The organism is Halomonas sp. AOP43-D1-4, from assembly GCF_052446175.1.
GTDB classification, from domain to species: domain Bacteria; phylum Pseudomonadota; class Gammaproteobacteria; order Pseudomonadales; family Halomonadaceae; genus Vreelandella; species Vreelandella citrativorans.
The window spans coordinates 180,695-200,522 of sequence record NZ_JBQSVY010000005.1; the positions used below are offsets into that span (position 1 = coordinate 180,695).

A 19,828-nucleotide genomic window follows, 5' to 3' on the forward strand; every position below is an offset into this window, starting at 1 on the left:
GCAATGCTGTATGGGTATATTGGAAAGCATACAGGCACAAAAAAAACCCGCACTGGGCGGGCTTTTCTGATCATTCAGACCTATGTGGGAGCATCTGAATTTAGGTAGGTGGTGGAGGCGGCGGGAATTGAACCCGCGTCCGCCAGCACGCGCCTATTGGCTCTACATGCTTAGATTCCGTCATTTGTTTTAACGCCACTGACTCCGACGATCAGGATTCAGCAACGCGAGCCTTCTAAAGTTTAACGCTTGGCGAGAAGACACCACCAAACGCGGTCCTATCAGCTTTAGCTCGTATCCCCTCAATGATGAATAGGCACATCACCTTGGGGCCAGACAAGAAGCTAACAGTTTAAGCTGCTAGCGCGCCTTGAGCGTAGTTTTCGTCATTTGCGACTATTTTTTCGTGATGTGGGATTTACGAGATACATCACGCTCTCGGCATGCACCGCAAGGGTTGTCACCGGCGTCGAAACCATGTCGCCCCCTTCTTTCAGATGAGCATTCTAACGTGCTCACACCTGATTGACCAGTTAAGCCTTGTTATGTTCCCGCATAATTCGTCCTTTTTGACGGCTCCAGTCACGATCTTTTTCTGTCGCCCGCTTGTCATGTAGCTGTTTACCGGTCACCAACGCCAATTCGCACTTCACTTTATTGCGTTTCCAATAGAGCTTGAGCGGTACGCAGGTGTGGCCCTTGTCTTGGGTAATCGAAAAGATTTTGGCGATTTCTTTACGATGCAGCAGTAGTTTGCGCGTGCGCGTAGGGTCGGCAATTTCATGAGTGCTTGCTGTATTAAGCGGCATGATGTGGCTGCCAAGCAGGAAGGCCTCGCCGTTACGCACCAGAATGTAGGTGTCGGTAAGCTGAGCTTTACCCGCTCGCAGGCTTTTGACTTCCCAGCCGGCGAGTGCCAAACCCGCTTCAAAGGTCTCATCGATATGGTATTCGAATCTTGCCTTCTTGTTCTGGGCAATAACGCTGCTGCCGGGGCCCTTGCTGTTACCTTTCTTAGTGGCCATGAAACCTCATCTATAATCTGTCGGTGGCACCCCCTTCGTTATATGGGGAGGCGTGATACCATTCAAGGTCTGAATAAATGTTTCCCATGATACGCTTTGGGCACTGTGAAGTCAGCGGAGAGGTCAATGCCAACCGTCAATCGTTCCGCCCTGGTGCGGCACACCCCCCAGCAAATGTTCGATCTGGTCAACGATTTCGAACACTATCCCGAGTTTTTACCAGGCTGTCGTCAGGCGCGTCTGGTAGAGCGTGACGCTACCCATTTAATTGGGGAAATGACGCTGGGCCGTGCGGGGATAGAGCAAACGATCACTACACGTAACGACCTGTTTGCCCCCGAGCAAATCGAGATGTCGCTGGTAAAAGGGCCATTTAAGCGCTTGAAAGGCCACTGGCGGTTCACTCCGATGGGAGATGATGCTTGCAAGGTGAGTCTGGAAATGGAGTTTGAGTTTGCCAGTCGCCTGCTCAGCATGGCCTTTGGTCGATTGTTCCAGCAAATAGCCGGTCAATTGGTAGACGCTTTCACTAAGCGCGCTGACGAGCTGTATGGGCGGTGATCGCCTTCAGGTAGAGGTCGCCTTTGCATTGCCTGCCAAACAGCGCCTAGTGGCGCTGGAAGTACCTGAGGGCACCACTGCCCGGCAGGCGGTAGCGCTTGCTAACCTGCCTCAACTGTTTCCGGAATTGCCCGAAGACACGTTCAACAAGGCGCCGCTGGGTATTTTTGGCAAAGCGCTACGCAACCCCGAGACGCAAACATTGCGCACCGGTGATCGTGTCGAAGTATATCGCCCGCTTGAGATCGACCCTAAAGCCGCCCGCCTGGAACGTGCCAAACGCCAAGCAAGCGGCCAGTAACGTTGTTACTCAGCGCGCAATACGGGCTGAGGTGCGGGTGCTGTCTCCGGTGTTTGCGTGCTTATATTCTCTTGGGGAAGCGTATTCAGCGGGTCAGCGCCTTCAACGGCAGGCCCCAGACTGGAGTCGGTGCTTAGCGGAAGATCGGTGGAAAAATCGCCCTGCTGCTGAACGTTGGCTAAGCGGCCCATCGGGTCAAAAGTAAGTGTGACGCGTCGCTGTACAACGCCACCGTACGCTTCGTCCAATCGATAGACGTAATCCCACTGGCTTGAATCAAACGGGGCTTCCAACAAAGGGCGGCCCATAACGTAGGTGACCTGCTCCTGCGTCATGCCCGGCTGAAGCTGGCTAACCATTTCTTCGGTTACCAGGTTGCCTTGTGGGATGTCACGTTTGTAAACACCGACGTAACTACAGCCACTTACAACAGTAAGGGCAACGGAAAGCGTAATGATGCGAGTCAATTTTTGCATTTGGACCTGTTCTTCACTATCGTGGTTTCGGTCGATCATACCCGACCTAACCTGTTACTGCGAAGAGCAACCATGGCCGATCAGAACCATGAACTGCGCAAAGCCGGGCTGAAAGTGACCCTGCCGCGCGTCAAGATCCTTCAGATTCTCGAAAATGCTTCGGGTCAACACCACCTTAGCGCAGAAGAAGTGTATAAAACACTGATTGATGCGGGCGAGGATGTTGGCTTGGCAACCGTTTACCGCGTGCTGACGCAATTTGAATCAGCAGGTTTGGTAATTCGTCATAATTTTGACGGTGGCCACGCAGTCTTTGAGATGACGCAAGAAGACCATCACGACCATATGGTGTGTTTGGAAAGTGGTGAAATCATCGAGTTTCTTGATGACATCATTGAACGACGCCAGCAAGAAATTGCAGAAGAGCACGGCTACGAGCTTGTCGATCACGCTCTGGTACTTTACGTGCGCCCTCGCGGGTCGGACGTAACGCGCCAGGTTAACGTGCCGATCAACAAAAAATAGGGTTTCCCGCAAACCTGTTTTGGCCGTGATGCAAACCCTCATGCCGCTCCTTGTTACAGGGAGCAGCATGGGGGTATTTTGCGTGGTAGCCGTTAATTAGATAGTGATGTGAGAAAGCTCTTAATGAGGCGGGCGCTGGCTGGCATGCAGCATTTCCTGGGCATGAGCCAGTGTTTGGTCAGAGAGCGTGACCCCGCCCAGCATGCGCGCAAGCTCGCTGATGCGCCCCCGCTCGTCCAGCAAGGCCATATAGGTACGCGTAGAATCTCGCTTGGCACGCTTTTCAATATGCAGGTGCTGATGCGCCTGTGCGGCCACCTGGGGCAGGTGCGTCACGGTCATTACCTGGCCGTTCTGTCCTAACTTGCGCAATAACTGGCCGACAATTTCCGCCGTGGCGCCTGAAATACCCACATCCACTTCGTCAAACACCAGGCTTGGGATCGTCGAATGCGAGGCGGCCACCACCTGAATCGCCAGGCTGATACGCGAAAGCTCACCCCCAGAGGCAACTTTGGCGAGCGGGCGAGCAGGCTGGCCTGGGTTAGCGCTGATTAAAAACTGTACGCTATCCAGCCCTTCAGGCGTGGGTGTTTCACGCGAAGCAACGGCCACTTCAAAGCGTGCCTTCCCCATGGCCAGAAAGGCCAGCTGCTGCTGAACTTCTTTACCCAGCCGTAGAGCAGCTTTTTGACGGGTATCGCTGATTTTCTTGGCTTCGCTGCGGTAGCGCTCACGGTACTCGGCGACCTGACCGCTCAGCGCTTCAAGGTCTTCATCGCTGGTTTCGAGCTGTGCCACTTCACGTTGAAGCGCGCTATGCAGGGCGCATATTTCTTCAGGCGCGACATGATGCTTGCGCGCAATGCGGTGTATATCGGTCAAGCGCTCTTCCACCCACATCAGGCGCTCTGGGTCGAGCTCGGTGCTGCTGGCAAAGCGCTGCAACTCGCTTGAGGCCTCTTCCACCTGAATGCGCGCATCGCTGAGCATGGCGAGCGTATTGGCAAGCGTGCCCTTATCGCTGCCCGGCAGGGCGCTTAAGTGTGCATAAGCTTGATTAAGAAGCGACAGCGCGCCGCCGTCATCGCTGGCGCAGCAGTCGGCAGCCAACTGGGTTTCACGCAGTGTCTCTTCGGCATGCGCAAGGGTCAGTTGCTCCTCTTCAAGCGTCTGTAGTTCGCCTTCACCCAGGCCAAGCTGGTCCAGCTCTTCAACCTGGTAGCGCAGCAGTTGGCGCTTGGCTTCTACTTCACTACCTTCTTCACTGAGCTTTTTAAGCCGTCGTCGCGCATTGCGCCATTCGTGGAAGGTTTCTGCCAGTTGCTGGCGAGCCTCCCGTAGCCCGGCATAATCATCCAGCAGGGCCAGGTGCACCTCTTCACGCATTAACGCTTGATGAGCATGCTGGCCATGAATTTGAATGAGCTGCTCGCCAAGCGATTTTAAGTCCGTGATGGTCGCTGGCTGGCCGTTAATCCACGCTTTTGAACGCCCACTGGCGGTCACTACACGGCGCAGCAGGCATTCGTCGGTGGGGAGCTCGCGGGCTGTGAGCCATTCGACGGCGGCGGGCAGGTGTTGAATGTCGAAACGCGCTGATAGGTCGGTGCGCTCGCAGCCGTGGCGCACGCTGCCAGCATCGGCACGCTCACCAAGGCACAGGCCCAGCGCGCCTAGAAGAATGGATTTGCCTGCACCTGTTTCCCCCGTGATGGCCGTCATGCCGTGGGTCAGGTCAAGCTCAAGGCGGTCGACAATCGCGTAATCTTGAATCGCTAGCTGAGTAAGCATGATGCCTCCTGAGGCGGTGCGACACAGAAGCTGGATACTTATCCAATAAATGTTGTTTTATACAGTAGTCGATAACTGACTTCAATGCTCCTCTTGAGATGGCTTTTATGGCCCCCATATAGCCTCTATACGTGTTTAGGGCTGTTTTAAAACTGATTTATTGATTATTTTTTATGAGCAGTGTTGGGCAGACAAAGCCCGAACCCCTTTTGAGGAGCATGGCATGGCAAAAGAACCGCAAACTCCATTAGATGACGAACTCGCTCGCCAAGAGCGGGAAGCCGATATGAGGGACCAGGAGTCTGAAGAGCGCTTGATTGATGGGGAGCTGGAAGGCCTGATTAACGACGAAGCGCCGCTTGAAGGCAGCTTCGCCGACCCCGAGGCCGACGTACTCGCCGCTCAGGTAAATGAGCTGGAGCAAAACCTGGCAGAAGCCAAGGACCAGGCGTTGCGCGCCGCCGCTGAAGCTCAGAATGTTCGCCGCCGTGCCGAGCAGGAAGCGGACAAGGCACGTAAGTTTGCCTTGGAAAAATTTGTAAAAGAGCTGCTGCCTGTGGTGGATAGTCTGGAAAAAGCGCTTGAATCCATGCAGGACGGCGCCTCTGAGGCGCACCGCGAGGGCGTTTCCATGACGCTCAATATGCAGCTGGGGGTGCTCAATAAATTTGGTGTTGAAAGCATTGAGCCCCAAGGCGAGCCCTTTGACCCCCAAGTGCACGAAGCCATGGCGATGGTGCCGAACCCCGAGCTTGAACCCAATACCGTAATGGAAGTGATGCAGAAAGGTTACCTGCTCAATGGGCGTTTGGTTCGCCCAGCGATGGTTGTGGTCAGTCAGAAGGCAAATTAAGCCGATTAGTGACGCAAAGTGTAAAAAAACCCTTGAAAAGTCACTGGCGGCCCCCAGATAAAGGCCAACCACGCGGGAAATCCCGCACACGTTTTAAGTATTGATACAACTGAATTCGAGGTTTTTGCTATGGGACGCATTATTGGTATTGACCTGGGTACTACCAACTCTTGTGTGGCAGTACTTGATGGCGACAGTGCTAAAGTTATCGAGAATGCTGAAGGTGGCCGTACCACGCCTTCGATCATCGCTTACACCGATGACGGCGAAACTCTGGTAGGCCAGGCCGCCAAGCGCCAAGCCGTTACCAACCCGGAAAACACGCTTTACGCCATCAAGCGTCTGATCGGCCGTCGCTTTAAAGACGACGTTGTTCAGAAAGACATCAAGATGGTGCCCTACAAAATCGCTGAAGCTGACAACGGCGATGCGTGGGTAGAAGTAAAAGGTAAAAAAATGGCGCCGCCGCAAGTAAGTGCGGAAGTGCTGAAGAAAATGAAGAAAACCGCCGAAGATTACCTCGGCGAAGCGGTAACGGAAGCGGTCATCACCGTACCGGCTTACTTCAACGACAGCCAGCGTCAGGCCACTAAGGATGCAGGCCGCATCGCGGGGCTGGACGTTAAGCGTATTATCAACGAGCCGACCGCAGCAGCACTCGCCTACGGTATGGACAAGTCACGCGGTGACAAAACCATCGCCGTTTATGACTTGGGTGGCGGTACGTTCGATATCTCGATCATCGAAATTGCCGACGTTGAAGGCGAAACCCAGTTTGAAGTACTCGCCACCAACGGCGACACCTTCCTGGGCGGCGAAGATTTCGACTTGGCGCTGATCAACTACCTGGTTGACCAGTTCAAGTCTGACAGCGGTATTGATCTGTCGGGTGACAACCTGGCCATGCAGCGTCTGAAAGAAGCCGCTGAAAAAGCCAAAATTGAACTTTCAAGCGCCCAGCAGACCGACGTTAACCTGCCCTATATCACGGCTGACAACACTGGCCCGAAACACCTTAACGTTAAGGTGACTCGTGCCAAGCTGGAATCGCTGGTAGAAGAGCTGGTTCAGCGTTCACTTGAGCCCTGCAAAATGGCGCTGAAAGATGCGGGTCTGTCTGCGTCTGAAATCGACGAAGTGATCCTGGTCGGTGGCCAGACACGTATGCCGATGGTGCAGAAGAAAGCCGCTGATTTCTTCGGTAAAGAAGCGCGTAAAGACGTTAACCCTGACGAAGCGGTTGCCGTAGGTGCAGCGATTCAAGGTGGCGTTCTGGGCGGCGACGTGAAAGACGTACTGCTGCTGGACGTTACCCCGCTGACTCTGGGTATCGAAACGATGGGTGGCGTGATGACGCCGTTAATCGACAAGAACACCACCATCCCGACGAAGAAGACGCAAACCTTCTCCACGGCGGATGACAACCAGACGGCCGTGACCATTCACGTCGTTCAAGGTGAGCGTAAGCAAGTGACTCAGAACAAGTCGCTCGGTCGTTTCGACTTGTCTGATATTCCGCCTGCGCCGCGCGGTGTTCCGCAGATCGAAGTGGCGTTTGACCTGGACGCCAACGGTATTCTGAACGTTTCTGCCAAAGACAAAGCGACCGGTAAAGAGCAGTCGATTGTCATTAAAGCGTCCAGCGGTCTGACGGATGAAGAGATCGATCAAATGGTACGCGACGCTGAAGCCCACGCTGACGAAGATAAAAAATTCGAAGCGTTGGTACAGCTGCGTAACCAAGCCGATGGCATGATCCACGCAACGCGCAAAACCGTGCAAGAAGCGGGCGACAAAGCGACGGATGATGAGAAACAGGCTATCGAAACCGCCATCAGCGAGCTGGAAGAAGCCGTCAAGACTGACGACACGGACAACATCCAGAAGAAACTGGATGCACTGACCGAAGCGTCTGGTCAGCTGGCGCAGAAGATGTACGCCGAACAGGCGGAAGCTGCTCAGCAGGCGGGTGAAGGTGCTGAAGATGCTAGCACCAAGCAGGAAGATGACGTGGTTGACGCCGAGTACGAAGAAGTCAACGACGATAAAAAGCAGTCGTAACATCCTCTTTCTACCAAGGAAGAAGGTAACGCGGGAGGAGACTCCCGCGTTGCTGTTTCCGCGGTCAAGACGCCTAATCAAGAGCATAGTTAACCAGGAGGCGTAGGACCCATGTCCAAACGCGATTATTACGAAGTCCTGGGTGTCGATAAAGGGGCCGATCAGAAAGAGATCAAAAAGGCCTACCGCCGCCTGGCGCAAAAATTCCACCCTGATCGAAACCCGGACGATGATACTGCCTCGGAAAAATTCCGCGAAGTGTCAGAAGCTTACGAAGTGCTTAGCGATGGCGAAAAACGTGCGGCGTACGACCAGTTTGGTCATGCCGGTGTTGATGGCCAAGGCGGTGGCTTTGGCGGCGGCGGTTTCGGTGGCGGTGGCGCGGGTGACTTTAGCGACATCTTCGGCGATGTGTTTGGTGATATTTTCGGTGGCGGGGGCGGCGGCCGCCGTCGTGGTCCTAACGCGCCCGCACGTGGCTCCGACCTTCGCTACAACCTGGAGTTGGACCTTGAGAGTGCGGTAGCTGGTACCACTGTCGACATCCGCGTGCCACGCCACATTGAGTGTGACCGCTGTGATGGCGACGGCGCTGAGCCAGGCTCTTCCAAGGAAACCTGCCCCACGTGTCATGGCCACGGCCAAGTGCGTATGCAGCAGGGCTTTTTCGCGGTACAGCAAACCTGCCCAACCTGTCACGGTAGCGGCCAGCACATCAAAGTGCCGTGCCACAAATGTAACGGCGAAGGCCGTGTGCGTGAAACGCGTACGCTCTCTGTGAAGATTCCGCCGGGTGTTGATACCGGTGATCGCATTCGTCTGAACGGCGAAGGCGAAAGCGGCGTTAATGGTGGTCCAGCGGGCGATCTTTACGTTCAGGTTTCTATCAAAGCGCACCATATCTTCCAGCGCGATGGTAAAAACCTGCACTGCGACGTACCGATCAACTTTGTTGATGCAGCGCTGGGTGGCGAGCTTGAAGTACCCACGCTGGATGGCCGTGTGAAGCTGAAGATTCCACCGGAGACGCAAACCGGCAAACTCTTCCGTCTGCGCGGTAAAGGTGTCAAACCAGTACGCGGTGGTGCGCCGGGCGACCTGCTCTGCAAAGTCGTTATCGAAACCCCGGTCAACCTGGGTGAAGAGCAGCGCGATTTGCTGCGTAAATTCCAGGAAAGCCTGGAAGGCAGCAATAGCCACTCACCCAAGAAAACCGGCTTCTTCGACAGCGTGAAGAAGTTCTTTGAAGAGATGAAGCCCTGATTTTGGTGTGACTGCCCTAACGTAATTGTACAATGTTAGGTTCCGCAGACCCTCGGCCCAGGCCGGGGGTTTTTGACGTTTAAGGAACATAAAGCGTAATGGATAGCTTGCAGGACAAACCCACGTTGGGCATTTGGCTCAGAATCCTTTCCGGTCTGCTGTTTACCGGCATGCTGGTATGTATTAAAGCGGTGAGTGATGAAGTGCCGGTGGGGCAGTCGGTGTTTTTCCGCTCGTTGTTTGCGCTGTTGCCGATTATGGTTTTTCTGATGATTCGTCGGGAATTCCCGGGAGGGCTGGCGACGCGTCGTCCGTTGGGCCATGCGTTGCGTTCAGGGTTGGGGGCGGCGGCAATGTTTGCCTCGTTTGCGGCGGTCGCACTGCTGCCCGTTGCCGAGGCAACGCTGTTGGCTCAGCTAACGCCGGTGTTTATGGCGGTGGGCGGGGTGTTATTGCTGGGTGAGCGGTTCTCGTTTTATCGCGCTGGGGCCATTTTGTTGGCGCTTGCCGGTATGGCGGTGCTGGTGCTGCCTGGCCTTAATGCTAGTTCTGAAAGTGGCCAGATGACCGGCTATGTGTTGGGCGCGCTAAGCGCACTTTTAACGGCGGGGGCGTTGCTTACCGTTAGGCGCATTTCACGTACTGAAACGGCGGCTTCTATCGCCTTTTACTTTATTTTGGTGTCTGCGCTTGCGGGGCTGGCCACGCTGCCGTTGGGGTGGGCGGCGCTGGATACAAAGGCCCTTTGGCTGTTGGTGCTCTCGGGGCTGTTTGGTGGCGCGGCGCATATTGCCATGACGCTGGCGCTTCGCTATGCCGAGGCATCGCGGCTTGCACCGTTTGAGTACATTGCGCTGATTTGGCCAGTAGCGGCCGACTGGGTGTTGTTCGGTATTCCGGTATCGAGTAATTTCTTGCTGGCGCTTCCCTTGATGCTCAGTGGGGTGGCGCTCGCCGCCCTGGAAGGGCGGCGGTTTAGACAGCTTCTTCGACGATAAGCTGGGGGCGGCCTTTCGAGCACGGCTCGATACGTGCCGCCACCTTGTACACCTGGCGCAAAAGCTCAGGGGTAATGACCTCTTCTGTGGGGCCGCATGCGATCAGGCGACCGTTTTCAAGCACCATGGAAGCATCGGTAAAGCGCAGCGCATGGCCCAGGTCGTGAAGCGCCACCAGAATCAGCATTTGGCGTTCATCTGCCAAGCGGCGTAAGACCGTTAGCAGGTTGATCTGGCGGTTAAGGTCCAGCGCCGAAGTAGGTTCATCCAGCATCAGAATCTCGGGCTCTTGTACCAGTGCCTGCGCCGCGCTGACCAACTGGCGTTGGCCGCCGCTTAAATCGCCAATGTCACGCTCGCCAAGTGCCGTAATATTAAGCTCTTCAAGTGCCCGGTCCACCTGGGCCAGATCCTCTGGCTGCACTTTCAGGCTGCGCCCTTGCATGCGTGCGAGCAGCACCGACTCATAAACCGTCAACACCGCTTTGGCGCCCGTGTCCTGAGGCATATAGGCCACCGGGCGCTCGGCGCTCGTATGGCGTATAGCGACGTCACCTTCGCCTTTCAGCAAGCCTAGAATACGCCTGAAAAGCGTCGATTTCCCGGCAGCGTTAGGCCCTAGCAGGGCGACCACTTGACCGCCTTGAAAGCAGGGTGTCGTGATATCTTCCAGAATAGAGCGGCGTCCGTAACGGGCCGAAACACGGGTTAGCTGTAGGGTTACCATGAAGCCTTCTTGTGGTTGAGCACCAGAAACAGGAAGAAGGGAATGCCCACCAGCGATGTAATAATACCGATGGGAATAATCGTGCCTGGAATAATGATCTTGGAAATCACTGAGCCCACCGAAAGAATCAGCGCACCGCAAAGCGCGGAGCCGGGCAGGAAGAAGCGTTGGTCTTCACCGAGCAGGATGCGCGCAATATGCGGCCCCACCAGGCCGATAAAACCGATAGTGCCCACAAACGCCACGGCCACTGCGGCAAGCAGCGATACCAGCACCAGCACTTCCAAACGCAGCGCACGCGGGTTAACGCCCATGCTTTCGGCCTTGGCATCGCCCAGACGCATGGCGGTTAGCGCCCAGCCGTGACGGGCAAGCAGCGGCATAACGGCGGCAAGAATGCCCAGCGCAATCCAGAATTTGGGCCATGTCGCTTTGGTTAAGCTGCCCATGGTCCAGAACACCACTGCCGAGACGGCTTCCTGGCTTGCAAAAAACTGGATCAGCGCCATTAGTGAGTTGAAGATGAACACCATGGCGATGCCGAGCAGTACGATGGTTTCCACCGTCACGCCGCGTTTAAGGCTCAGCGCGTGGATGAGAAACGCGGTGAACATGGCCATGATAAAGGCGTTAAGCGGCACCACGAACTCAATGGCAGTGGGCACAATCGCCACGCCGAAGGCTAGCCCAAGGGCGGCGCCAAAGCTTGCCCCAGCGGAAATGCCCAGCGTAAAGGGGCTGGCCAGCGGGTTGCTTAGAATGGTTTGCATCTGCGCGCCGGCTACCGAAAGGCTGGCGCCCACCACCAGGGCCATCAGCGCCACCGGCATGCGGATTTCCCAGAGAATGACACGTGCCTGCTGGCTGACGCTTTGGGGTGTCAGCAGAGCGGAGACTACTTCGCCCAGGCTATAGCGGGCTGGCCCCAGTGCCAAATCAACGCAGAGACTAAATAACAGCGCCACCACCAGCGCCAGAAGAATCATCTGGCGGCGGAATACCTGAGTGCGGTAGAAGGCGCGCCCCTGTGAGTAGCTGTCGGCGGCGATAGTCTCAGTCGTCATGGAGCGATACCCAGTAACCCGGCTCGTAATCAATAGGCAAGAAGCGGTCGTGAAGCTCTTGCAGGGTGGCTTCAGGGTCTAAGTCTTCAAACAGTGCTGGGTGCAGCCATTTGGCGAGCTGCTGAATGGCTACGAAGTAGTAGGGGCTGTTGTAAAACTGGTGCCAAATAGCGTGAAAGTTACCATCTTCCACCGCCTGGATGCCGGTCATGGCGGTACGCGAGGTCAGCGCTTCAAGCTTGGCGTGAGCGGCTTGCATACCAGAGCCGGGCCCTACACCTACCCAGGCACCGCCGGGTACGTAGGCGTCCCAGTTACCGCCGGTCACAACAACGTGATCAGGGTTTGCAGCAATGATCTGCTCAGGATTTAACGTGCCGAAACTGCCGGGAATGATGCCGTCGGCAATATTGATGCCGCCTGCCAGTGTCACATACTCGCCGAAGTTACCGGGCCCAAAGCTCATGCAGCACTCATCCGAGTAGCCGCCCGCGCGGTCGATAAAGACGCTGGGGCGCTCGGGGTTCGCTTCGTTAATGACATCGGTCACCCGCGCCAGCTGCGCCTCAGCGAAGTCAATAAACTCCTCAGCCGCCGCTTCGTCGTTCATGACCTGGCCCATGATGCGCATGGAGGGGATGGTGTGCTCGATGGGGTCTTCACGAAAATCGACGTAGATGATCGGAATGCCCAATTGAGCAAGTTTGTCATCATAGGCGGCATCTTCGGTGGCGGCTTTGGCCTCAAGGTTCATAAAGACCACGTCAGGGTTAAGCGAGGCGGCCTGCTCAACGTCGAAGGTGCCGTCTTTAAAGCCGCCAAACGTTGGCAGAGCTTCAATTTCAGGAAAGCGTTCCGCGTAGCGGGCGTAGTTATCAGGGTCTGCTTGGAAAAAATCTTCGCGCCAGCCGACGATATGCGCAAACGGGGCTTCAGGCTCCAGTAGGCCGAGCAAGTAGATCTGACGACCCTCACCCAGGATAACACGCTCAGCGGGCGCCTCCAGTGTGACTTCACGGCCGGTAACATCGGTAACGGTAACAGGGTCTGCCGCTGCCGTAGTGCAGCTCACAACCGCTGCCGTACCTATCAGCGTTTTTAAAAGAGAGGACGTCATAAGCGTATTGATCACTTGTGGGTGGGTCGGTTGTCAGTGCGCCAAGCTGGAGCTGGTGTCAGCGCATAGCATCGAATATGAAGTTTTTGGGTATAATTCGCATTCTCATAGTGATGCATTATCATGGAATCCGATGTAGCTGTCGAGATGACATCTGTTACGGTAAGAACATTTTTCAGACGGTGCTGAACACGCTGTTGCGCTATCAAGGCATTTAACTGTTTGGCGGCTATCCCTGTTACCCATAAGCTAGAGGTAACACCCTTTATCCAGTGGAGAATACTATGCCTTTATCACGTGCTGAAATTGCGACTGCATCAGGCGAGCGCATCATTAACCGGCTTTGCAAGCACTGGGCGCATAAGTTGGAGGTTGAGCACAGCCAGCAGGAGGGCAGGATTGTATTTCCTGACAAAGGCACCTGCTTGTTGCACGCAGAAGCTGACAAGTTGCTGGTGTCTATCGAAGCCCTGGAAGAGGAGCATCTGGATCAGTTGGAAGGCGTGGTGGAAAATCACCTTGTGCGCATGGCGAAAGACGAGGAACTGATTGTCGTTTGGCAAAACTGACGCTTTTAGAAGACATGCCTTTAGATGCTAGAGCGTTGAAAACCAGCGGCAAGGAAAGTCAGGCCGCCTGAAACACAAGCACAGCACTGCTTGAAGCGTCTGTTATAATCACCGCTTGGTTACTATTCAGTTTGATTCGACGTAATTGATCGCAAAATGCAGGAGTTCGCATGACCCGAGTTGCCATTGTAGGCGTGGCTGGCCGAATGGGCCGTACGCTGGTAAGCGCTATTGAACAGGATGCTGGCGCGACGCTCGCCGGTGGAATTGTCGAGCCAGGCAGCTCGTTGGCAGGTGCGGATATTGGTGAGTTAGCGGGCGTGGGCAAGCGCGGTGTTAGCGCAGTCGACTCCCTTGATGCAATCGTTAACGACTTCGATGTGCTGATCGACTTTACCGCGCCTCAGGTAACGCTGGCGAATCTGGCATTTTGTGCCAAGCACGATAAGTGCATGGTGATTGGCACCACGGGCATGAGCGATGATGAGCTCGCCCAGCTGGATAGCTACCGCGATAAAGTGGCGATGGTGTTCGCGCCTAATATGAGCGTTGGGGTTAATCTCACGCTCAAGCTTCTGGAAACCGCTGCTAAAGCGCTGGGCGATGAAGGCTACGATATCGAGATTATCGAGTCGCATCACCGCCACAAGGTGGATGCGCCCTCCGGCACTGCGATTAAAATGGGCGAAGTGGTGGCCGATAGCCTCGGACGTACCTTAAAAGAGCACGGCGTGTTTGAGCGAGTAGGCCAGTGTGGTCCGCGTACCGATAAAGAGATTGGCTTTGCCACTGTACGTGCGGGCGATATCGTCGGCGAGCACACGGTGATGTTCGCCACCGAAGGCGAGCGCATCGAAATTACCCACAAGGCTTCCAGCCGCATGACGTTTGCCAAAGGCGCTGTACGCGCGGCGCGCTGGGTCGCAGGCCAAAAGCATGGCCGTTACGACATGCAGGATGTGTTAGGGCTTTAGTGAGAAGCATCGCATCGATCTTGGCCCGCTTTAGAAGCGCACCACGCGTTGCGGGTTTTTATGGGTAGTCAAAGGCCAGAATATGCTGTAACATTCCATAAATTTTGGCCGGGTGGCCCATGAAAAACAGACGGCGCGCTTGTTGCGTTGGTCAGCCCACTGCCTGCTCAGGTTCGTTAGTGCGAATTTAGTGACAGCGAAATTAGCTACAGCGTCTGTATTGCCTTTGGCATATAGGCCTGATCACAGACCTGAGATGCCCAGAACAACAAGCGGGATGAAACCGATTTTTTCTTTATCGGCTTCGTCCCGCTTTTTTACGACCCGAGTTTTAAGCATTTGATACTGAAGTTTTGGTAGCTGGGTTTCAACACCGGGTTTAAAAAAACCAGACTTCAAACATTAATCTCGATTCTGGTGAGGGTGTCCTGCGGATGCTTTCAACCAGCATCGCTGAGCCTGCGCCCACAGGCTCCCACCAGCATGGGAGGACCTTGACTTGAATAACCCCGCATTGAGCAAACCTGCGATTTTGGCCCTGGAAGACGGCAGCGTGTTTCATGGAATCGCCATTGGCGCGGACGGATTAACAAGCGGTGAGGTAGTGTTCAATACAGCCATGACCGGCTATCAAGAAATCCTGACTGACCCCTCCTATACCCGCCAAATCGTAACGCTCACTTATCCCCATATCGGCAATACCGGCATTAACGCTGAAGACATTGAGTCAGCTTCTATTGCCGCCGCCGGTTTGGTTATCCGCGACTTGCCCCTGATGGCCAGCAGTTTCCGCTCTGAGCAAACGCTGTCTGACTACCTGGCAAGCCAAAACGTTGTGGGTATCGCTGATATTGATACCCGCCGCCTGACGCGTATTTTGCGCGATAAAGGTGCCCAGAACGGTGCGATTTTGGCAGGCGAGGACGCGCAGGGTGATGACGCTGTTGAGCGCGCGTTGGCGGCCGCCAACGCCTTTCCTGGTTTGAAAGGTATGGACCTGGCCAAAGAAGTCTCCTGCAAAGAGGCTTATGAGTGGACAGAGGGTGAGTGGACGCTGGGCGAAGGCTATGCGGATGCAACGAAAGGCGAGCGCCCTTACCATGTTGTGGCGTTTGATTACGGCGTGAAATTCAACATTCTGCGCATGCTGGCTGCCCGCGGCTGCCGCCTGACGGTGGTGCCCGCGCAAACACCCGCCGCTGACGTGCTGGCGATGAATCCGGACGGTGTGTTCCTGGCCAACGGCCCAGGTGACCCCGAACCCTGCGATTACGCCATCAAAGCCATTCAGGACGTACTCGAAACGGACACGCCGGTATTCGGTATTTGCCTGGGCCACCAGTTGCTCGCGCTCGCCTCGGGTGCCAAAACCGTCAAAATGAACCATGGTCACCACGGTGCTAACCACCCGGTTCAGGATTTGGACACGGGCGCTGTGATGATCACCAGTCAGAACCATGGTTTTGCCGCCGATGAAACGAGCCTTCCGGCCAATTTGCGCGCCACCCATCGTTCGCTGTTCGACGGCACGCTGCAGGGTATTGAGCGCACCGACCGACCCGCATTTAGTTTTCAGGGTCACCCGGAAGCCAGCCCCGGCCCGCGTGATGTAGCGCCGCTGTTTGATCGCTTCATCACGATGATGCAGGCACGCCGCTAACGCAGGCTCTGCTTCATCACTGTATGCCGCTTTTGTCGCTCTTCGTCACCATTTTTTGCGGGAACCGTTATGCCTAAGCGTACCGACTTAAACAGTATTTTGATCATTGGCGCTGGCCCGATTGTTATCGGCCAGGCCTGCGAATTCGACTACTCCGGCGCCCAGGCGTGTAAGGCGCTGCGCGAGGAGGGGTTCCGGGTTATTTTGGTGAACTCCAACCCGGCCACCATCATGACCGACCCGGCCATGGCGGATGCTACCTACATTGAGCCGATTACCTGGCAGGCCGTTGAGAAGATCATCGAGGCTGAAAAGCCCGATGCTATTCTGCCCACCATGGGCGGTCAGACCGCGCTTAACTGTGCGCTGGATCTGGAAAAACATGGCGTGTTGGAAAAGCACGGCGTGGAGATGATCGGTGCCAACGCCGACGCCATCAACATGGCCGAAGACCGCGATTTGTTTGACCAGGCCATGAAGCGTATTGGCCTTGAGTGCCCGAAAGCGAAAGTCGCGCACACCATGGACGAAGCGTGGGAAATTCAAGCCGAGCTTGGCTTTCCGACCATTATTCGGCCCTCCTACACCATGGGCGGCTCCGGTGGCGGCGTGGCGTACAACAAGGAAGAGTTTGAGGAGATTTGTACGCGTGGTTTCGAGCTTTCCAACAACCACGAGCTGCTGATTGATGAATCGCTGCTGGGTTGGAAAGAGTACGAAATGGAGGTCGTGCGCGACAAAAAAGATAATTGCATCATTGTCTGTGCGATTGAAAACTTTGACCCGATGGGTGTGCATACCGGCGACTCGATTACTGTCGCACCGGCGCAAACGCTGACGGACAAAGAGTACCAGATCATGCGCGACGCAAGCCTTGCGGTGCTGCGCGAGATTGGCGTGGAAACCGGTGGCTCCAACGTGCAGTTCGGTATGGACCCGAAAACCGGCCGCCTGGTCGTGATCGAGATGAACCCACGGGTGTCACGCTCTTCCGCACTGGCATCCAAGGCAACCGGCTTCCCGATTGCCAAAATCGCCGCCAAGCTGGCGATTGGTTACACCCTGGATGAGCTGCAAAACGATATTACTGGTGGACGCACGCCAGCGTCGTTCGAGCCGTCTATCGACTACGTGGTCACCAAGATCCCGCGCTTCACATTTGAGAAGTTTCCGCAGGCCAATGATCGCCTGACGACTCAGATGAAGTCGGTGGGCGAGGTCATGGCCATTGGCCGTACCTTCCAGGAGTCGCTGCAAAAAGCACTGCGCGGTACGGAAACCGGTAACGACGGTCTCGACCCGATTATTACCGACTTCAACCCGGAAAATATGGCCCTGATCAAGGGGGAGCTTCAGGCGGCAGGCGCTGAGCGTATCTTCTATGTGGCCGATGCCATGCGTTCAGGTATGAGCGTGGATGACGTCTTCGCACTGACCAATATCGACCCCTGGTTCCTGGTCCAGATGGAAGACCTGGTATTGACCGAGGCCGCTGTTGCCAAACGCTCGCTAAGCGATTTCTCTGCGCGCGAACTCTATCAGCTCAAGCGCAAAGGCTTTGGCGATGCGCGCCTGGCCACGCTGCTGAACGTGAGCGAAAAAGAGTTCCGCCAAACGCGTCAGGCCGCTGGCATTCGCCCGGTCTACAAGCGCGTGGATACCTGCGCTGCCGAGTTCGCTTCTGATACCGCCTACATGTACTCCACCTATGAAGAGGAGTGTGAAGCGGACGTATCTGATCGCCAGAAGATCATGGTGCTGGGTGGCGGGCCGAACCGTATTGGTCAAGGCATCGAGTTTGACTACTGCTGTGTGCACGCCGCCTTCGCCATGCGCGATGACGGCTATGAAACCATCATGGTCAACTGCAACCCGGAAACCGTGTCGACGGATTATGACACCTCTGATCGCCTCTACTTCGAGCCGGTGACGCTTGAAGACGTGCTTGAAATTGCTGACAAAGAGAAGCCGGTTGGCGTGATTGTTCAGTTCGGTGGTCAAACGCCGCTGAAACTGGCTCGTGAGCTGGAAGCGGCTGGTGTGCCAATTATCGGCACCACACCGGATGCGATTGACCGTGCTGAAGACCGCGAGCGCTTCCAGGTGATGATCGACAAGCTCGGCCTGAAACAGCCGCCTAACGCTACCGCACGCAGCTTTGAAGAAGCCTTCGCCAAGGCGGAAACCATTGGTTACCCGCTGGTCGTGCGCCCCAGCTACGTGTTGGGCGGTCGGGCCATGGAGATCGTCTACGACGCCTCCGAGCTTGAGAACTACATGACCAATGCGGTCAAGGTTTCCAACGACTCACCGGTGCTGCTGGACCACTTCCTGAGTGCTGCCATTGAGATCGACATTGATGCGGTTTCAGACGGCCAGCAGGTAGTCATTGGCGGCATTATGCAGCACGTCGAGCAAGCGGGCGTTCACTCCGGTGACTCCGCCTGTGCGCTGCCGCCTTACTCGCTACCCGCCGATGTACAGGATGAAATGCGCGAGCAGGTCAAGCAGATGGCCGTTGAGCTGGGCGTAAAGGGCTTAATGAACGTGCAGCTGGCCTGGCAGGATGGAGAGATCTACGTGATTGAAGTTAACCCGCGTGCGTCGCGTACCGTGCCGTTTGTCTCCAAGTGCATTGGTACCTCGCTGGCCCAGATTGCGGCACGCTGCATGGCGGGCACAACACTTGCCGAGCAGGGCTTTGAGCGCGAAATCATTCCGCACTTCTATAGCGTGAAAGAGGCGGTTTTCCCGTTCAATAAGTTCCAGGGCGTTGACCCGATTCTGTCGCCGGAAATGAAGTCCACCGGTGAAGTAATGGGTTCAGGCGAGACCTTTGCCGAAGCATTCTTTAAGGCGCAGCTGGGTGCAGGCGAAGCGATCCCGGCGCTTGAGGGGGATCGCAAGGCGTTCCTTTCCGTGCGTGAGCCGGACAAGGCGGGGATTATCGAAGTCGCTCGTTCTCTGCTAACATTAGGCTTCACACTATGCGCGACACGCGGCACAGCCGAAGCACTGGAAGCCGCTGGGCTTGCGGTCGAGCACGTCAATAAAGTCTATGAAGGTCGTCCCCATATCGTCGATCTGCTTAAGAACGACGAAATCGCCTACATCGTGAACACTACCGAAGGTCGTCAGGCTATTAATGACTCTTCGGTCATTCGCCGTACTGCTCTTGCGCGCAAGGTGCCCTATGCAACCACCTTGGCGGGCGCTAATGCCGTTTGTATGGCACTTGAGTACGGTAGGGAGATTACGGTGCGTCGCCTTCAGGATCTGCATGCAGGAGCAAGTCAATGAACAAGGTCCCGATGACGGTTGCGGGTGAAAAAAGCCTTCGCGAAGAACTCAATCATCTTAAGGGTGAAGCGCGCCCGCGAGTGATTGCGTCGATTGCCGAAGCGCGTGAGCACGGCGACCTTAAGGAGAACGCCGAATACCACGCTGCCCGTGAACAACAGGGGTTTATCGAAGGCCGTATTCAGGAAATCGAGAGCAAGCTTTCGGTAGCGCAGGTGATTGATGTCACCAAGCTGCCGAATACAGGGAAAGTGATCTTTGGTGTCACGGTCGCTCTGCTCAACCTGGATACGGATGCCAGCGTGACCTACCGCATTGTGGGCGAAGATGAGGCAGATATTAAGTCTGGCCGCATTTCCGTCACGTCCCCGATTGCACGTGCGCTGATCGGTAAAGAAGAGGGCGACGTTGCCGTGGTGAAAACACCCGGTGGCGACGTTGAGTATGAGATCGAAAGCGTTGAATATGTCTAAGCGCTAGGTCTATAGAGCTAGTGGGTGCCCAACTTAATGGGCGCCCATAAAAAAGCCCGCTTATCAGGTTGATATCAACCGAATCGC

At 55.6% G+C, this 19,828-nt stretch carries 18 protein-coding genes and 1 other RNA gene; 12 read left to right on the plus strand and 7 right to left on the minus strand.

Annotated features, from left to right (window positions below):
* Nucleotides 1–109: 109 nt before the first annotated feature.
* Both ssrA and smpB read right to left on the minus strand, forming a co-directional pair.
* Nucleotides 110–488: a transfer-messenger RNA gene (gene ssrA / locus ACT3RQ_RS07400) on the minus strand.
* Nucleotides 489–533: 45 nt separating this feature from the next.
* Nucleotides 534–1,025 carry an SsrA-binding protein SmpB gene (gene smpB, locus ACT3RQ_RS07405; protein ID WP_087108742.1) on the minus strand — a complete coding sequence of 164 codons (492 nt, stop codon included), beginning with the start codon at nt 1,023–1,025 and terminating at the stop codon, nt 534–536.
* Between the two features lie 126 nt (nt 1,026–1,151).
* Between smpB and ACT3RQ_RS07410 the strand changes: the two genes are divergently transcribed.
* Nucleotides 1,152–1,586, plus strand: a complete 435-nt coding sequence (locus tag ACT3RQ_RS07410; protein ID WP_087108740.1) for a type II toxin-antitoxin system RatA family toxin — start codon at nt 1,152–1,154, stop codon at nt 1,584–1,586.
* The gene (locus ACT3RQ_RS07415) at nt 1,576–1,887 is read left to right on the plus strand and encodes an RnfH family protein (protein ID WP_444680236.1); all 312 of its coding nucleotides are present in this window, start codon (nt 1,576–1,578) and stop codon (nt 1,885–1,887) included. Before ACT3RQ_RS07410 ends, ACT3RQ_RS07415 begins: the two co-directional genes overlap by 11 nt.
* Before the next feature lie 5 nt (nt 1,888–1,892).
* Here the strand turns inward: ACT3RQ_RS07415 and ACT3RQ_RS07420 are convergent, their stop codons facing one another.
* On the minus strand, nt 1,893–2,363 hold the full coding sequence (locus ACT3RQ_RS07420) for an outer membrane protein assembly factor BamE (protein WP_441678207.1): 471 nt from the start codon (nt 2,361–2,363) through the stop codon (nt 1,893–1,895).
* 72 nt (nt 2,364–2,435) lie between these two features.
* Here ACT3RQ_RS07420 and fur point away from each other — a divergent pair, with 72 nt between their 5' ends.
* Nucleotides 2,436–2,888: a ferric iron uptake transcriptional regulator gene (gene fur / locus ACT3RQ_RS07425; RefSeq protein ID WP_172117611.1), complete on the plus strand. Its 453-nt coding sequence runs from the start codon at nt 2,436–2,438 to the stop codon at nt 2,886–2,888.
* Between the two features lie 120 nt (nt 2,889–3,008).
* Here fur and recN read toward each other — a convergent pair whose 3' ends face one another.
* Entirely contained in the window at nt 3,009–4,682 is a 1,674-nt protein-coding gene (gene recN / locus ACT3RQ_RS07430; protein WP_444680237.1) for a DNA repair protein RecN, read from the minus strand.
* 223 nt (nt 4,683–4,905) lie between these two features.
* On the opposite strand from recN, the gene grpE reads away from it, so the two are divergent.
* From grpE to ACT3RQ_RS07450, 4 genes are all read left to right on the plus strand, one after another.
* The gene (gene grpE / locus ACT3RQ_RS07435) at nt 4,906–5,535 is read left to right on the plus strand and encodes a nucleotide exchange factor GrpE (protein ID WP_087108733.1); all 630 of its coding nucleotides are present in this window, start codon (nt 4,906–4,908) and stop codon (nt 5,533–5,535) included.
* Between the two features lie 129 nt (nt 5,536–5,664).
* Nucleotides 5,665–7,596, plus strand: a complete 1,932-nt coding sequence (gene dnaK / locus ACT3RQ_RS07440) for a molecular chaperone DnaK (protein WP_192528396.1) — start codon at nt 5,665–5,667, stop codon at nt 7,594–7,596.
* A gap of 111 nt (nt 7,597–7,707) precedes the next feature.
* Entirely contained in the window at nt 7,708–8,859 is a 1,152-nt protein-coding gene (gene dnaJ / locus ACT3RQ_RS07445; RefSeq protein ID WP_192528395.1) for a molecular chaperone DnaJ, read from the plus strand.
* Between the two features lie 98 nt (nt 8,860–8,957).
* Nucleotides 8,958–9,857 carry a DMT family transporter gene (locus tag ACT3RQ_RS07450; RefSeq protein WP_444680238.1) on the plus strand — a complete coding sequence of 300 codons (900 nt, stop codon included), beginning with the start codon at nt 8,958–8,960 and terminating at the stop codon, nt 9,855–9,857.
* Here the strand turns inward: ACT3RQ_RS07450 and ACT3RQ_RS07455 are convergent.
* Genes ACT3RQ_RS07455 through ACT3RQ_RS07465 form a run of 3 tightly spaced genes read right to left on the minus strand, consistent with a single transcriptional unit; the run spans nt 9,835 to nt 12,765 of the window.
* Entirely contained in the window at nt 9,835–10,584 is a 750-nt protein-coding gene (locus tag ACT3RQ_RS07455) for an ABC transporter ATP-binding protein (RefSeq protein ID WP_087108725.1), read from the minus strand. The two genes, ACT3RQ_RS07450 and ACT3RQ_RS07455, sit on opposite strands and share 23 nt — an antisense overlap.
* A complete protein-coding gene (locus ACT3RQ_RS07460; RefSeq protein ID WP_444680239.1) occupies nt 10,578–11,648 on the minus strand; it encodes a FecCD family ABC transporter permease in 1,071 nt (356 codons plus the stop codon). The genes ACT3RQ_RS07455 and ACT3RQ_RS07460 overlap by 7 nt, the downstream gene beginning before the upstream one ends.
* Nucleotides 11,638–12,765 (minus strand): ABC transporter substrate-binding protein, encoded by a 1,128-nt coding sequence (locus tag ACT3RQ_RS07465; RefSeq protein WP_193056523.1) that lies wholly within the window; start codon nt 12,763–12,765, stop codon nt 11,638–11,640. Before ACT3RQ_RS07465 ends, ACT3RQ_RS07460 begins: the two co-directional genes overlap by 11 nt.
* 284 nt (nt 12,766–13,049) lie before the next feature.
* Between ACT3RQ_RS07465 and ACT3RQ_RS07470 the strand changes: the two genes are divergently transcribed.
* The 5 genes from ACT3RQ_RS07470 (at nt 13,050) to greA (ending at nt 19,741) form a co-directional block, all read left to right on the plus strand.
* Nucleotides 13,050–13,334, plus strand: a complete 285-nt coding sequence (locus ACT3RQ_RS07470) for a DUF2218 domain-containing protein (protein WP_087108719.1) — start codon at nt 13,050–13,052, stop codon at nt 13,332–13,334.
* 170 nt (nt 13,335–13,504) lie between these two features.
* Nucleotides 13,505–14,308: a 4-hydroxy-tetrahydrodipicolinate reductase gene (gene dapB / locus ACT3RQ_RS07475; RefSeq protein WP_172117603.1), complete on the plus strand. Its 804-nt coding sequence runs from the start codon at nt 13,505–13,507 to the stop codon at nt 14,306–14,308.
* 514 nt (nt 14,309–14,822) lie between these two features.
* Nucleotides 14,823–15,968, plus strand: coding sequence for a glutamine-hydrolyzing carbamoyl-phosphate synthase small subunit (carA, locus tag ACT3RQ_RS07480; RefSeq protein WP_172117790.1), 1,146 nt, complete (start codon nt 14,823–14,825; stop codon nt 15,966–15,968).
* Nucleotides 15,969–16,037: 69 nt separating this feature from the next.
* Nucleotides 16,038–19,268: a carbamoyl-phosphate synthase large subunit gene (gene carB / locus ACT3RQ_RS07485; RefSeq protein ID WP_444680240.1), complete on the plus strand. Its 3,231-nt coding sequence runs from the start codon at nt 16,038–16,040 to the stop codon at nt 19,266–19,268.
* Nucleotides 19,265–19,741, plus strand: coding sequence for a transcription elongation factor GreA (gene greA, locus ACT3RQ_RS07490; protein ID WP_444640321.1), 477 nt, complete (start codon nt 19,265–19,267; stop codon nt 19,739–19,741). The genes carB and greA overlap by 4 nt, the downstream gene beginning before the upstream one ends.
* Nucleotides 19,742–19,828 lie beyond the last annotated feature (87 nt).